The following is a 14,400-nucleotide window of genomic DNA, read 5'->3' as shown; positions in this document are numbered from 1 at the left end:
TTATCATTTAACTTTGCCGTTAGAGTCGGCCCAAACATGTAATAATTCAAGCCCTAGCGTGGCGCCTGCTAAAGCAGTGATCTCTGCACTATCGTAGGCTGGCGCAACTTCAACGACGTCCATACCAACAATGTTCATACCATTCAAACCACGTATAATTTTCATGGCTTTATCGCTTGTCAGTCCACCACATACAGGAGTGCCGGTACCTGGCGCATAAGCAGGATCGAGGCAATCGATATCAAAAGTGACGTATAATGGCATATCACCAACGCGATCTTTGATTTGTGCAATAATTTGATCCGCAGTTTGCTCATTAGCTTCGGCTGCATCAATCACTTTAAACAAGTGATTACTGGTGTCATATTCAGTCCGGATCCCCACTTGAATAGAGTTCTCCGCTGCAATAATCCCTTCATTAGGCGCGTGGTAGAACATGGTTCCATGGTCATATTGGCTACCCTGACTGTATGTATCTGTATGCGCGTCAAAATGCAGCAACGCCATTTTGCCGTGTTTTTTAAAGTGTGCTCTTAATAGTGGCAATGTGACAAAGTGGTCGCCACCAAAGCTTAATAATGCTTTGCCTGAGTCTACAATTGCAGATGCAAAGTCCTCCACCCGTTGCGTAAAGTCGGCAGAGTCACCACAGTCATAAACTAAGTCACCAGCATCCACGACTTTTATGTGCTCACTCAATTTAAAATGCCATGGCCAGCGTGTTTCTTCCCATGCCAAGTTTACCGATGCTTGTCTAATTGCTCCAGGACCCATACGTCCACCAGAGCGGCCTGTCGTGGCCATATCAAAAGGTAAACCAAGTACCACTACATCAGCATCGCTATCTAAAGGCCTGAAATCTAATGGTAACCTTAAGTAACCAAATGCATTTGAATAAAGTGAGTAGTCAGGCTTATCAGCTATAGTGGTCATAAAAACTCCGTAAAATATCTGTAATTACAATACTTGAGCGATCAGCTTGTCGCTGGCTCTTTGAGTAAAATGTTTAAAATTAATATCATTGCTCGCATTAAGTGCTAAATCACAATGCGCGACCTCAACGTGTGCAGGATAATCACTTGCTGCGAGGTGTTGGTTTACACTGATGACATCCCAGCTGTCTGGCTGCAATATTGCCAACATGCTTGAGAATAACTGAATAACTTTTAAGTCATCATTTATATCAGTTTCAATGCTCACATAAGCACTTTGCGCTTGAGGCGTAATATGCATGGTTAGAAAGCGTTCGCCACTTAAGCCATTAATAGAATAGCCACAAGGGTCAAACAGGTGATCATCAAAATCAAAATCTGGTAACCATTGGGCAAAGTTTAATTGCTTTAATATCGATGACTTACATTGTGTAGGTTGACGTAAATAATCGGCAACATTGCCTTTAATGTGGTACATCAGCAAGCTTGAACTTGGGCATTGGATATCATAGCTATCACTGTTAAATAGATAGTGGTGATGACCATCTAAATGCCCAACTCGATACGCACTGCCTGGTAATCGAGTGCGGAGCTGCTGCACATCATCTTCAAATCGAGTCAATTGTAAATGTGACAAGAACTCGCTTTTTCTTTGGTAGCTAAAAGAGGCAATATTCTCAACCGCTAACTCGTCGATAAGAAAAAAAGCGGCTTTAATTAACTGAGTATTGCCACAGGTGATTAATAGGATCTTACGCTCCCAAACAAAAAGGCTCGATTCACTTAAAACATAAGCATCACAGTATGAGTTTGACATCACCGACACGATATCAGCTCCGGCAAGCGCAAGGGTGCGCTCCCAAAATTTGCGTTCTAAAGCTCGTAAAGAACCTACTCCGGCTTTTACACTCAACTCGATTTTCTTTTCTGAACCTTCAAAAAACATCTAACGACTCTTGTCAGCTAAAAAAATAAAACCAGCGACGAGGTGACTCAACGCTGGTCTAGTAAAACTTAATATTAAAATTAAGTTTATGAAAAGTCTTCTAAATATGTATAACCTTTCAAACCTAATTGTAACTCTTCAAGAATGTTACTACGCTCATGTTCATCTATGTGTTTATTAACGAGCTCTTCATAGGTTCTCATAAATGACACGGCATCTAAATTAACATAGCGCAGTACGTCAGCAACCGTGTCACCTTCTAAAACTGAATCTATGTTGGTGCGCCCATTTTCATCAACCCTCACTACCGCTGAGTGAGTGTCACCAAATAGGTTGTGCATGTCGCCTAAGATCTCTTGATACGCACCAACCAAAAAGAACCCGATTAAATACGGACTTTCTTGTGTCCACGCAGGAACTGGAAGCGTTGTTTCGATGCCTTGACCATCAACGTATTGATCCACTATACCGTCAGAATCACAAGTAATATCAAGCATTACAGCTCGTCGCTCTGGCACTTTATCAAGCCCAGACAATGGCAAAACGGGGAACACTTGATCAATGCCCCAGGCATCAGGTAATGATTGAAACAATGAGAAATTAACAAAAAACTTATCAGCCAATTTTTCATTTAATTCATCAATTACCGGACGATGGAAACGATACTTCGAACTCATATTACCTTGTAGTTCATGACAGACTCGTAAGTTAATTTGCTCAGCCCAAGCTCTGTCTGCAAGGCTTAGTTGCCCTAAAGAAAACAGCGAATGCGCCTCACTAAGATCGCTCTGACAGTCATGAAAAATCTCAATTAACGCTCTTTGGTCTGCTTTTCCGCTGACTTCAACCCATGACTGCCACATATTTTGCAGTAGTAGTGGTGCATCTTCAGCCGGCGGAAGAATTGCCTCCGGTTTGTAAGACTCCGTACCAATGACATCTGTGAGTAACACCGCATGGTGAGCGGTTAAATATCGACCAGACTCTGAGATAATTCTCGGCATTGGCTGCTCATATTCTTTACACATATCAGTCAGCACGCTAACAATATTATTGGCATACTCGGTAAGACCATAGTTCATAGAGTTATTACTTTGGCTACGCGTGCCATCGTAATCAACCGCTAACCCACCACCAACATCAAAGCATTTAACATTGGCGCCAAGCTTCATTAGTTCACAATAAAAACGCCCTGCCTCGCTCACGCCTTGACGTATATCTCTAATATTGGCAATTTGAGAGCCAAGATGGAAATGCAACAACTCTAATGAATCCAACATTTGTTCATGTTGTAATTGCTCAATGACTTTCAGCACTTGCGCAGCAGATAATCCAAATTTTGACTTTTCTCCACCACTAGCTTGCCACTTACCTTTGCCCTGAAATGCTAAGCGTACCCTTAAGCCAAGCCTTGGCGTAACACCGAGCTCTTTTGCTTGCTCTAAAACAACTTTTAGCTCAGACATTTTTTCGAGCACTATGTAAACCTTATGCCCGAGCTTCTCGCCAATTAACGCTAAGCGAATGTATTCTTTATCTTTGTAGCCATTACAAATAATCACTGAACTCGCTTTTTGTGCCATAGCAAGTACAGCCATTAGTTCTGGCTTACTGCCCGCCTCGAGCCCTAATTGCGGGACTTCTTTTTCAACTTGGCTAGCTAAAATCTCTTCAACTACTGTTTGTTGTTGATTAACCTTGATCGGATACACCAACAAGTAATCAGCTTCATATTGATACTTTTGAATGGCCTGGTTAAATGCCTGACACAAACTGTTGACTCTATGATGCAATATTTGCGGAAAACGTACTAAAACCGGCAGCGCAACACCAGACCTAACCATGTCTTGCGCCAGTCCATTTAGCCCAATTTTACAATTGGGGCGACTTGGATCTGGGGCAACGGTAACTTCTCCCTCATTACTGATGCCATAGAGCCCTTGGCTCCAATAGTTTACGTTGTACATTGCGCGGGCATCATCAATAGACCAATTGCTCATATTTCTCTGACCTGACTATTAAACTATATAACGTTAAATACAATTGAAACCGCATTTAACAAACAAATGGAAGCATTACCGTCAACCATAATTGACCTGAAAGTGACAGTATACATCACAGCTTTACTGGTCACGGTGACAAAAAATTCTGGATAACTATCTCAACAAATAAATGCTAAGTATATAACGCTACACTTAGTTTTTACCCTAGCAAGCCCTTAATTGTAATTGGGTTGGAACATCAAAAACAGCATGCCGAAATTTATTGTTGAATTGCCTTAATTTTAGCGGCGAAATTAAACCCTGATACCAACTAAAAATCAAGTTCAACCATAAGCTGTTAATGAATAAATACCATTACCAAGCCCTTAATATCGGGTGAGGGTTAATCATAAGTCAAAATCACAACTTTTATTTAAGCTAAATGAAATCTTATCTGTTTTAGTGCCAAGTGGCTAAAGCAAAATGAATTGAATTCCACTATAATCGCTGCAGAAGTTCGTTGTCTTTGTAAAGAGTAGAGAGAAACATGATTGAGATAGGCAAAACCTGCAAGCTCGAAGTTGTAAAAACGGTAGAATTTGGTGTTTATTTAGATGCTAAGGAATTAGGCCAAGTACTGCTTCCGAGCAAAGTGGTCCCAAAAGAGTGCCATGTAGGTGATATGGTCAATGTGTTTCTCTATTTAGATTCTGACGACATGGTCATTGCAACGACGAAACGTACTCTAGGCCAAGTTGGTCAATTTGCTTATTTAGAAGCCAAAGTCAACGGCCCATACGGCAGTTTTCTTGACTGGGGGTTAGACAAAGATCTACTACTTCCCTTTGGTGAACAACACCGCGAAATTGAAGAAGGTAAATCTTACCTAGTTTATATTTATACCAGCCATGTTGATGATCGCATTGTAGCCTCATCTAAAATTGATCGTTTTTTAGATATTGAAGAGCCTAAATATCAAGAAGGTGAAGAAGTTAGTCTTATCATTGGTGGTACAACGGATCTTGGTTATAAAGCCATTATTAACCACGCTCACTGGGGCGTGCTGTACCGAAATGAGGTCTTTACTCGCCTTAGCTTCGGGCAAAAAATTAAAGGCTACATCAAACGCGTGAGAAGTGATGGAAAAATTGATCTCTCTTTACAAAAAGGGGTTAAAGAAGAGTTAGACAAGCATTCAATGACCATCTTGTTTAAGTTAAAGCAAGCCGGTGGCTTTTTACCCCTCAATGACAAAACAGATGCTGAAGTGATTTACTCGCAAATGTCGATGAGTAAAAAAGCTTTCAAAAAGAGTATTGGTGGTTTGTACAAAAAACAGCAAATCACCATATCGCCTGATGGGATCCGCCTAGTCGATTAACCTATGGCTCACAACTTGTTATAACCGTTTATAAATTCAACGGTTATAACATAATGTAAGTGAAAGCTCCTTTGCATTAAAGCATGGCTCTGTTATAACAAAGTCATGCTTTTTTATTAAGGGATCAAAATGGAACTCTCTCAGCTTGAAGCGCGTATTATTGGTGTCCTCCTCGAAAAAGAGATCACCACTCCTGAACAATATCCCCTCTCTCTCAATAGCCTAACATCAGGCTGTAACCAAAAGTCCAGTCGTGATCCAGTTCTTTGCCTGACAGAAATCGAAGTGCAAAATACTTTGGATGACCTAGCAAAAAAACGTTTAATATCAGATCAATCTGGATTCGGTAGCCGCGTATTAAAATACAAACATCGTTTCTGTAACACCGAATTTAGTGATCTACAACTATCTTCAGCCCAACTTGCTATTGTTTGTTTATTATTGCTCAGGGGTCCCCAGACTGCAGGAGAGTTGCGCACTCGCAGCAATCGATTGCATGAGTTTGCTAATGTCAACGAAGTCGAACAGGCATTAAATGAGTTAGCGAGCCGAGAAATCCCTTTAGTCGCATTATTAGCTAAAGAGCCTGGAAAAAGAGAAGCTCGATATTGTCAGCTTTTCACACCAATGACACCGGCAGTTGCAACGTTAACAACACCTGTATTAAATACAGCGCAGCCAATTGTTCCCCAGGAAGATTTACAGCAAAGGGTAACAAAATTAGAAACAGAACTCGCTGTGCTTAAAGCACAGCTTGAGCAACTTTTGGCACCATAACTATCAATATTAAGGGCTAACAAAAATAGTTAACGCTTATCGTTACAGGTGCTAGTCTAGTGGATGATTGAATCAGATATAAGGGAATAGCTTGGAACAGAGTAAACAGGGCAGCAATGTCCGTAACGTATTATTATTAGCGCAGTTTGAAATAAAAAAAATATTATTCAACTCTAGAGGTTTAATTTCTCTGGCAGCATTCAGCTTAGTTTGGTTGCTGCTACTACTTTACCCTATTAGAGGTGCATCAGAGTTTTTACTCTCGCCACAAAATAAAGATATATTCGAAGCCCTTTTTGGCCCCGAGGCTGTCAGTGAATTATTTAAATGGTCAGTTGCAGAACTCGCCGTTTATTGGACTGCGGCTCTTTATCTGTTCCCGTTATTTAGTATTTTTATTGCAGCCGATCAGTTCTCTTCAGATAAGTCACGCGGCTCATTTCGTTTTTTAACCTTAAGAACAAGCAGAGACAGTATTTTCTTTGGCCGCTTTATTGGCTATATGGCTATTCAGACTATGTTGGTGACTTTAACTGTTGTCGCCACCATTGTACTGGCGACAAGTAGAGAAAGCGCTTTACTCATGCCTGCAATTGGCAGTGCCGCACTCGTCATTATCAACTTGTTTATCGTACTATTACCCTACACCGCATTGATGGCAATCTTGTCGCTTTATGCCAATTCGGCACGACAAGCCACTATTTATGCCATTTTGATTTGGGCTGCAATGTCTATTACGATTGGTATAATTAATAATTACTTACCTATTATCAGTGAATTGAAGTGGATTTTACCTGGCTCACAAATTTCATTAATGATTAATACTCAAGGCTTAGGTAGCTTTGTCTATGCCCCCGTCGCAATAGCACAAACATTGGTGTTACTTGTTCTGGGTCGAATTTACATGAAAAGGAGCGCACTATGAAGCTGCTCGAATGCAAAAGCTTGTCGAAGTCTTTCGGCAACAAACAAGCGCTACACCAGGTTGATTTAAGTATCGATGCAGGAGAGCCCATTGCGCTTGTCGGCCCAAATGGTGCAGGTAAAACAACCCTTTTTAGTTTGTTATGTGGCTACATTGCCCCAAGCTCTGGCGAAATCCGTTTACTTGGCCATAAACCGGGCGATACCGCTTTATTGGGACGAATTTCATCCCTACCACAAGATGCAACTCTCGATCCGTGTTTCGATATTGTCACCCAACTGTCACTCTTTGGTACCCTGCAAGGCTTCTCAAAGCGTGAAGCAAAAGCGGAAGCACTAAGAGTTTTAACCCTGGTTGATCTTGCTGATTGTGCATCACAAAAACCTAATTCGTTAAGCCACGGCATGGCCAAACGAGTCGCTATTGCACAGTCATTAATCGGCTCACCTGAATTAGTACTGTTAGACGAACCTACCGCGGGGCTTGATCCTGCAAATGCCAAACGAATACGTGATCTCGTCAAACAGCTTTCAACAAATACCACATTTATTATCAGTTCTCACAACCTGGATGAATTAGAAAAGCTATGTGGGCAAGTTTTATATCTCGAACAAGGCCAGTTGACTCAATCTGTTTCGATGGCTGACAACCAACAAGAACAGTATTTGACGCTAACTATGCAGCAATGCGATAGCACAGTATTAATGGACGCTATTAGGGGCTTACCCGATCTGATCTCGATAGATATAAAGCAGCAGAATGAATTTTTAATCAGGCATAACAGCCAAGATAATTACTCGATTGAAATGGCTCTGTTCACTTTATTTAAACAACATGGTTGGCAATATAAAGCATTACTTAAGGGACGAACACTCGAGGATAAATTGTTTTCTTAATGCATTATTCCCCGCTGGTGACTCAGTGCCAGCGGATACTAGCCAGCTTGCTAGTGTTAGCTTGAAAACTCAAAAACAGGCCTTGGCAAGGCCAAAATGTTCTCTGTATTTCCCAAATTATCGAAAACCCTCCTACTGAATACTTGTACCAGCAATGGTAACACTGCTCATAAAATTTACTTCACCGCTTCAAATCGAACTTAAAAACATTGCTGTTACCACAGCTTTGCTTGACTTCACAACGGCCAAAAATTACGAGCCTGAATTACACTTACTCATCGTCTTGAGGCTCAAAGCTAGCGCTCACGATACATCCAACGATAACTATCAGTGCGCCGATTACTCCAGTGTTTCTACAGAATCTAAAAAGAAATAAAACTATAAATTTGAACACGCTAACAGAACTAACCTTGAGAAAGGACCAGATCTAGTGGAAGTCTGTAGGTCTGTAGGTCTGTAGGTCTGTAGGTCTGTAGGTCTGTAGGTCTGTAGGTCTGTAGGATTACAGTTTAATCACTACTCAAACACAACAGAAAAAAGGGCCGTGGTAAAACCACGGCCCTTCGGAATTTTTTTTTCGATTAGCTAGATGCTAATCAAGCTGGTAACTTAAACTACAGTTACGTTCTCAGCTTGTGGGCCTTTTTGACCTTGAGTAACAGTAAACTGAACTTTTTGACCTTCGTCAAGAGTTTTGAAACCGTCAGAGTTGATAGCGCGGAAATGTACGAATACATCTGGGCCAGATTCTTGCTCGATAAATCCGAAACCTTTATCAGAGTTAAACCACTTAACAACGCCAGTAACTTGAGACATAATATTGAATCCTGTAAATATAAATTAAAGCCTTAACGGCGGTAAAGCTGGAAAATGCCGGTTTACTTAAGATGTTAACAGGACGAACATTGTCTTATTGAACACATAAAAATAAGCCTAACCTTCAAGCTGCGGTTACTATAAACCATTCAAATAATAAGTCAACAAACATTCAAGACTTAATGATGAGTATTTAACTTCTATATCGATTGTCTAAACACCGCAACCTAAAAAGTAAGGCATTAACAGATATAATCTATTGCAACAACAGTTTAAATGGAGCTTTACTGCTAAAATATAAACTTAATTAGCGCGAAAAATCTCTATTTTAAAATCTAATTCACACTCAAAACCTGACGCCGAAAGTGCTAATTTTTGCTCATCTGTCAATTTCCAATTGTACGGTGTCATTTGTAAAAAATGCCTAATATCATTTTCATCAGCCAAGCGTAAAGTACTTTGTAATCTTCTTTGATCAATTAATTCAAACCCTGCAATCGTTGACGATTCTTGAGTGTGCTCTTTCGGTGTTTCGTATATCAGTTCTTTTAATGCAAAATGGTGTCTAGGCCCAGCACATACGGTGATTAATATTCCGCCAGATTTAATCACTCGCTTTAGTTCTGAGTCTAAAGATGGCGCGTAGATCCTGAGCATGAAGTCAAAGCTATTATCAGCAAACGGCATATCGAAAGCACTGGCAACGCTAAATTCTATATTTTTATAGCGTTTCGCAGCATACTTCAGCGCCGACTTACTAATGTCTAAACCAAAAAGCTGAAAGTCATCACCAATCTCACTGGCTAAGCGATTAGAGTAGTAACCTTCACCACAACCGATATCTAGTCCATAACGAGCATCACTTAGATGTGTTTTAGCCATTTGATTCACGTTGTCACTCAGGGCTTGATAAAAACCTTTGTTAAGGAACTCTCTGCGAGCAAACATCATCTCTTTGTTATCACCAGGGTCAGTCGACTTTTTCTTTTGTACTGGCAATAAATTTACATAGCCCTCTTTAGCGCAGTCAAACCTATGATTAGATTCACAAAACCATGTTTTATCTTGTAGCAATAACGGTTTTTCGCATATAGGACAACGGTAAATCATCGTTTTTCTCCATTACAAATGGAAACAGCTATCCATTTGTTCAAAATTAGCTAGACCACGTTACAGCAATGCCGTGGAGTTGAATATTCATAGTGCTTTATCGTGTTCGCCATTCGATAAACACTCGGGCATCACGGTAAGCTTCAAAGTAGGTATTAAAAAAATAAGCGTTGTTGTGACACTAAGCTTCCAAATAAGTCAGTTAATAAAGAGTAATAATATAATTGAGAGGCTGCTAGATAACTTGCGAAGGGGTTAAAAGCGGTTCAAACATACAGTACATCTTTGATGTACAACATTGTACTTTTCTTAATGCTCAAGGTCTAGTTATCTACTTGCGCTTAGGGTGTAACTTGCTTCATTGATTATAAGACAGTTAGTACTTCAACAAATACAAAACAACGTTCATTATCTATATCCATCTTGAAATAGCTTATCCCGTTAACCACTTCAAGATGTCTAACTGCCCCGAAATGTTTTACAATTTCATTCATTGTCGCTCTGATACGAGCAAACGTAAGCTAAAGGCATTTAAATGTTCCTTACAGTGCTTAACTTGATATAACGGATAAAATAAATCATGAGTCAACAACCCACCCTTTTTTGGCACGACTATGAGACTTTTGGTGCAAACCCCGCAAAAGATAGACCATCACAATTTGCTGGGATCCGAACCGATATGGAACTCAACATTATCGCTGAGCCGGTTTCCTTTTACTGTAAACAGGCTAATGATTACCTCCCCTCGCCTGAAGCTATTTTAATTACTGGGATAACGCCACAACTAGCGAATCAAAAAGGGTTACCAGAAGCTGAGTTTATGGCAAAAATCAACCAGCTTTTTACCCAAGATAATACCTGTGTTGTGGGCTATAACTCCATTAGGTTTGATGATGAAGTGTCTCGTTATGGCTTTTATCGTAATTTTTTCGACCCTTATGCCAGAGAGTGGCAAAACGGTAATAGCCGTTGGGATATTATTGACTTAGTCCGAGCATGCTATGCCTTTAGACCTGATGGCATAAACTGGCCACAAAAAGAGGACGGCTCTCCTAGTTTCAAATTAGAAGAACTGACTGTTGCAAATGGTCTTAATCATGAAAAAGCCCATGATGCCATGTCTGATGTATACGCCACGATTGCGATGGCTAAGCTAATTAAATCGGTGCAACCCAAGCTTTTTGATTACTACTTTAGCCTTCGTCGTAAGCAAGAGGTTGCTAAGCTGATTGATGTCTTAGAAATGAAGCCTCTAGTCCATGTCAGTTCAAAAATCAGTGCATTAAATGGTTGTACAACACTTATTGCACCACTGGCATACCATTCGACCAACAAGAATTCAGTCATATGTGTGAATTTAGCGATGGATGTCAGTCCATTAATTGAGTTGACTGCTGAGCAGATCCGCGATCGAATGTACACTCGACGTGATGAATTAGCAGAAGATGAACTACCTATTGGCCTAAAGCAGATCCATATTAACAAGAGCCCTTTTCTTGCCGGTGCTAAAACCATCACCGATGAAAATGCATTACGTCTAAATATCGATAAGGCATTCGCAAGAGAGCAATACAAAAGACTTAAGCAGCACTCTGAGATCCGTGAAAAACTAATGGCTGTGTTTGATATTGAGCCTAAAGGCGAAATCACCGACCCGGATCTGCAACTTTATAGCGGCGGTTTTTTCAGCCATTCAGACAAAGCAAAAATGGAGATGATTCGAAACGCTAAACCAGTAAACCTGGCGGCGCTGGATCTGTCGTTTGATGATGAACGCTTACCCGAAATGCTATTTCGATACAGAGCTCGTAATTACCCTGAAACGCTCGATGAGTCAGAACAGCTTCGCTGGCGTGAGTTCTGTCAACCAAGACTAAACGACCCCGATTACATGATTAAGCTAGAAAACATTATCGAACAAACAGAGCAAGATGAAACAAAGCAAAAATTATTACAGGCTTTGTGTCATTATCTTAGAAGTCTTTAGTATTTCAGGCCACAAATGAGACGCTGCTCTCGTTCAGTTGGTAATAGGCTTACTAAAATGACATTTCATTAGCGTTAATTTAAGGACGTAGCATATGCAAGACCGATTTTTAAAAAGCATAGCTAGTTTACCAGCATCACTGGCGACTGCGATTGTGCCCATCTTAGATAAAGATTTTTCAGGTCACATCAGCGCCCAGCAACTTGATGAGCTCATCAAAACGACAAAAATTGAAGAACACACTTTACTGCAAGCATTGCTTCCAATATCAGCTGCGCTTGCTACCCCACCAATTAGCCAATTTTTCGTGGGAGCAATTGCTAAGGGAAGCAGTGGCGATCTCTATATGGGAGCTAACCTTGAGTTACCTGGTGAAGCGCTATGCCACTCTGTTCACGCAGAGCAAAGTGCCATTAGTCACGCTTGGTTAAAGGGTGAAACCGGCATTAAAGATATCGTTGTTAATGCTTCTCCATGTGGTCATTGTAGGCAGTTTATTAATGAAATTGTGGATGGGGGTTTGGTTAAAATACACTTACCAGAACAACAACCTCAATTGTTGTCTTATTACTTACCCTATGCATTTGGCCCAGCCGATCTCAATGTTTCACAACCTTTATTATCGAAACAGCAACATTCATTAATGCTTGGTTCTGATGATCCGATGATTATTGAAGCCCTTGATCAAGCAGCCAAAAGTTATGCACCTTACACCAAAAACTATGCCGCAGTAGTGTTAGAAACAAAAGACGGCACCACTTATTGTGGTCGTTATGCTGAAAATGCAGCTTTTAACCCGTCGATGCTGCCAATGCAAATGGCATTATCGTCTATGGCACGTCATAACCGCAATTTTAGCGAGATTAACCGTGCGGTGTTGATTGAGTCTTCTAAAGGGGCTATTTCATTGGTAGGCGCAACGATGGACGCTTTACACGCAGTTGCAGCAGTAGAGCTTGAGCACATTGTAGTAGAGCCAGAATAAGCATTGAGCTTAATTTAAATGGACTGCAGATGCAGTCCATTTTTTGTTTAGCGCCTGCCTTTTTCCAATGTCGTCAATAAACTTGATGTATCCCAACGATTACCGCCGTCTGCCTGCACTTGCGAATAAAATTGATCAACTAAAGCTGTTAGTGGTAAATGCGAGCCATTGCGTCGTGCTTCTTCAAGCGCAATGCCTAAATCTTTACGCATCCAGTCAACGGCGAAACCAAAATCATATTCACCTTGCCACATGGTTTGATAACGGTTTTCCATCTGCCAAGATTGCGCAGCACCTTTGCTAATAACCTCGACGACTTTCTCACCGTCAAGGCCCGCACTGCGAGCAAAGTGCAACCCTTCTGCCAGCCCTTGTACCACACCAGCAATACAGATTTGATTCACCATTTTAGTTAATTGCCCAGCTCCAACCTCACCGAGTAGTTCAGCGCAGCGAGCATAAGACTCAATAACCGGTTTAACCTGCTTAAATGTCTCGTTGCTTCCGCCTGCCATCACAGTTAGCACCCCATTTTCTGCGCCAGCTTGCCCACCAGACACAGGGGCATCCATAAAGCCAATGTTCAATGCATTTGCAGCTGTGGCTATCTCTCTTGCTACATCGGCCGAGGCAGTGGTATGGTCAACTAAAATAGCACCACTTTTCATACCAGCTAATACCCCCTCAGACTCCAGAGTGACTTGCCGTAAGTCTTCATCATTACCGACACAAACAAACACAATATCTTGCCCTTCAGCCGCCGCTTTAGGTGTCGAAAAAGATTGTCCAAAATATTGCTCACACCAGGCTTGAGCCTTTGACTCGGTTCGATTATAGACCGTTACATCGTGACCATTTTTAACCAGGTGCCCCGCCATAGGGTACCCCATTACACCTAGACCAATAAACGCGACTTTAGCCATTTGAATTCCTATTTTGAGGGAGTTTAATTATGTTTTTCAACACACTATTGTTATCATAATAAGCGTTATATGCCTAAACAGACAATAAAAAAACCAGCATTATGCTGGTTTTATTAGTAAGCCAATAGCTTAAACACCTAAGGTCACATGCGCTTCCATTTCGGCGCCAATCTTTTTGCGCATATCCATTAATCGCACAGCAGATTCTCTTAACTCGATATCAATCTCAGAGGTCGGGATCCATTCTGGTACAGGGCTTGGTAGACCCGCATCATCAACGGCAACCATAATTAAAACACAATGCGTAGTTAAGTCTCGGTCTTGGACTTTCGGATCGCCAGCTCTAACATCGATACCTAAGTGCATTGAGGTCCTACCGGTGTAAATCACTTTCGCAGTCACTTCAACAATATTACCGACATGGATAGGTTTAACAAATCGGATCCCGCCAGCATAAGCAGTAATACAATATTTACCACTCCAACCGGCAGCGCACGCGTAACCAGCAAGATCTATCCATTTCATTACCGCGCCGCCATGGACTTTACCACCAAAATTAACATCTGCCGGTTCAGCTAAAAAACGTAAAGTAAGCTGCCTATCGGTACCAGCCATATTCAACCTCTATCAATTCACTATATTACGACTAAGTTTACGCGATATCAGCCGCAGCATCACGCAGTTAGTCGTGACAGGCTATAAAAATCTATCTCATTGGATTTTGACCTCACCTATACCGT

At 41.1% G+C, this 14,400-nt stretch carries 13 protein-coding genes; 6 read left to right on the top strand and 7 right to left on the bottom strand.

Translation table 11 applies throughout. From position 1 onward, the window contains the following. Window positions 1–3: 3 nt before the first annotated feature. The 3 genes from speB to speA form a co-directional block, all read right to left on the bottom strand. Entirely contained in the window at window positions 4–933 is a 930-nt protein-coding gene (gene speB / locus RGE70_RS07440) for an agmatinase (protein ID WP_310470856.1), read from the bottom strand. 24 nt (window positions 934–957) lie between these two features. Then, window positions 958–1,878 (bottom strand): adenosylmethionine decarboxylase, encoded by a 921-nt coding sequence (locus RGE70_RS07435; RefSeq protein ID WP_310470855.1) that lies wholly within the window; start codon window positions 1,876–1,878, stop codon window positions 958–960. Between the two features lie 86 nt (window positions 1,879–1,964). Then, window positions 1,965–3,878, bottom strand: a complete 1,914-nt coding sequence (gene speA / locus RGE70_RS07430; RefSeq protein WP_310470854.1) for a biosynthetic arginine decarboxylase — start codon at window positions 3,876–3,878, stop codon at window positions 1,965–1,967. Between the two features lie 529 nt (window positions 3,879–4,407). Between speA and RGE70_RS07425 the strand changes: the two genes are divergently transcribed. The 4 genes from RGE70_RS07425 (at window position 4,408) to RGE70_RS07410 (ending at window position 7,839) form a co-directional block, all read left to right on the top strand. Further along, window positions 4,408–5,241 (top strand): CvfB family protein, encoded by an 834-nt coding sequence (locus RGE70_RS07425; RefSeq protein WP_310470853.1) that lies wholly within the window; start codon window positions 4,408–4,410, stop codon window positions 5,239–5,241. 129 nt (window positions 5,242–5,370) lie between these two features. Then, on the top strand, window positions 5,371–6,018 hold the full coding sequence (locus RGE70_RS07420) for a YceH family protein (protein WP_310470852.1): 648 nt from the start codon (window positions 5,371–5,373) through the stop codon (window positions 6,016–6,018). Window positions 6,019–6,109: 91 nt separating this feature from the next. Continuing rightward, entirely contained in the window at window positions 6,110–6,943 is an 834-nt protein-coding gene (locus RGE70_RS07415) for an ABC transporter permease (RefSeq protein ID WP_310470851.1), read from the top strand. After that, window positions 6,940–7,839 carry an ABC transporter ATP-binding protein gene (locus RGE70_RS07410; protein WP_310470850.1) on the top strand — a complete coding sequence of 300 codons (900 nt, stop codon included), beginning with the start codon at window positions 6,940–6,942 and terminating at the stop codon, window positions 7,837–7,839. Before RGE70_RS07415 ends, RGE70_RS07410 begins: the two co-directional genes overlap by 4 nt. 609 nt (window positions 7,840–8,448) lie before the next feature. Here the strand turns inward: RGE70_RS07410 and RGE70_RS07405 are convergent. Continuing rightward, the gene (locus RGE70_RS07405; RefSeq protein ID WP_012155714.1) at window positions 8,449–8,655 is read right to left on the bottom strand and encodes a cold-shock protein; all 207 of its coding nucleotides are present in this window, start codon (window positions 8,653–8,655) and stop codon (window positions 8,449–8,451) included. A gap of 303 nt (window positions 8,656–8,958) precedes the next feature. Further along, window positions 8,959–9,765 carry a 23S rRNA (guanine(745)-N(1))-methyltransferase gene (gene rlmA, locus RGE70_RS07400; protein ID WP_310470849.1) on the bottom strand — a complete coding sequence of 269 codons (807 nt, stop codon included), beginning with the start codon at window positions 9,763–9,765 and terminating at the stop codon, window positions 8,959–8,961. A 580-nt stretch (window positions 9,766–10,345) separates the two neighbouring features. On the opposite strand from rlmA, the gene sbcB reads away from it, so the two are divergent. Continuing rightward, window positions 10,346–11,752, top strand: coding sequence for an exodeoxyribonuclease I (gene sbcB, locus RGE70_RS07395; protein ID WP_310470848.1), 1,407 nt, complete (start codon window positions 10,346–10,348; stop codon window positions 11,750–11,752). 94 nt (window positions 11,753–11,846) lie between these two features. Further along, window positions 11,847–12,737, top strand: a complete 891-nt coding sequence (gene cdd / locus RGE70_RS07390) for a cytidine deaminase (RefSeq protein WP_310470847.1) — start codon at window positions 11,847–11,849, stop codon at window positions 12,735–12,737. 47 nt (window positions 12,738–12,784) lie between these two features. Here the strand turns inward: cdd and RGE70_RS07385 are convergent, their stop codons facing one another. Beyond that, complete coding sequence (locus RGE70_RS07385; RefSeq protein ID WP_310470846.1) at window positions 12,785–13,660, bottom strand: NAD(P)-dependent oxidoreductase; 876 nt, start codon at window positions 13,658–13,660, stop codon at window positions 12,785–12,787. 129 nt (window positions 13,661–13,789) lie between these two features. Then, window positions 13,790–14,275 carry an acyl-CoA thioesterase gene (locus RGE70_RS07380; RefSeq protein ID WP_310470845.1) on the bottom strand — a complete coding sequence of 162 codons (486 nt, stop codon included), beginning with the start codon at window positions 14,273–14,275 and terminating at the stop codon, window positions 13,790–13,792. Window positions 14,276–14,400: the final 125 nt, after the last annotated feature.

Source organism: Shewanella youngdeokensis, assembly GCF_033180165.1.
Taxonomy (GTDB): Bacteria; Pseudomonadota; Gammaproteobacteria; order Enterobacterales; family Shewanellaceae; genus Shewanella; species Shewanella youngdeokensis.
This window is presented reverse-complemented; position numbering and strand designations above follow the sequence as displayed.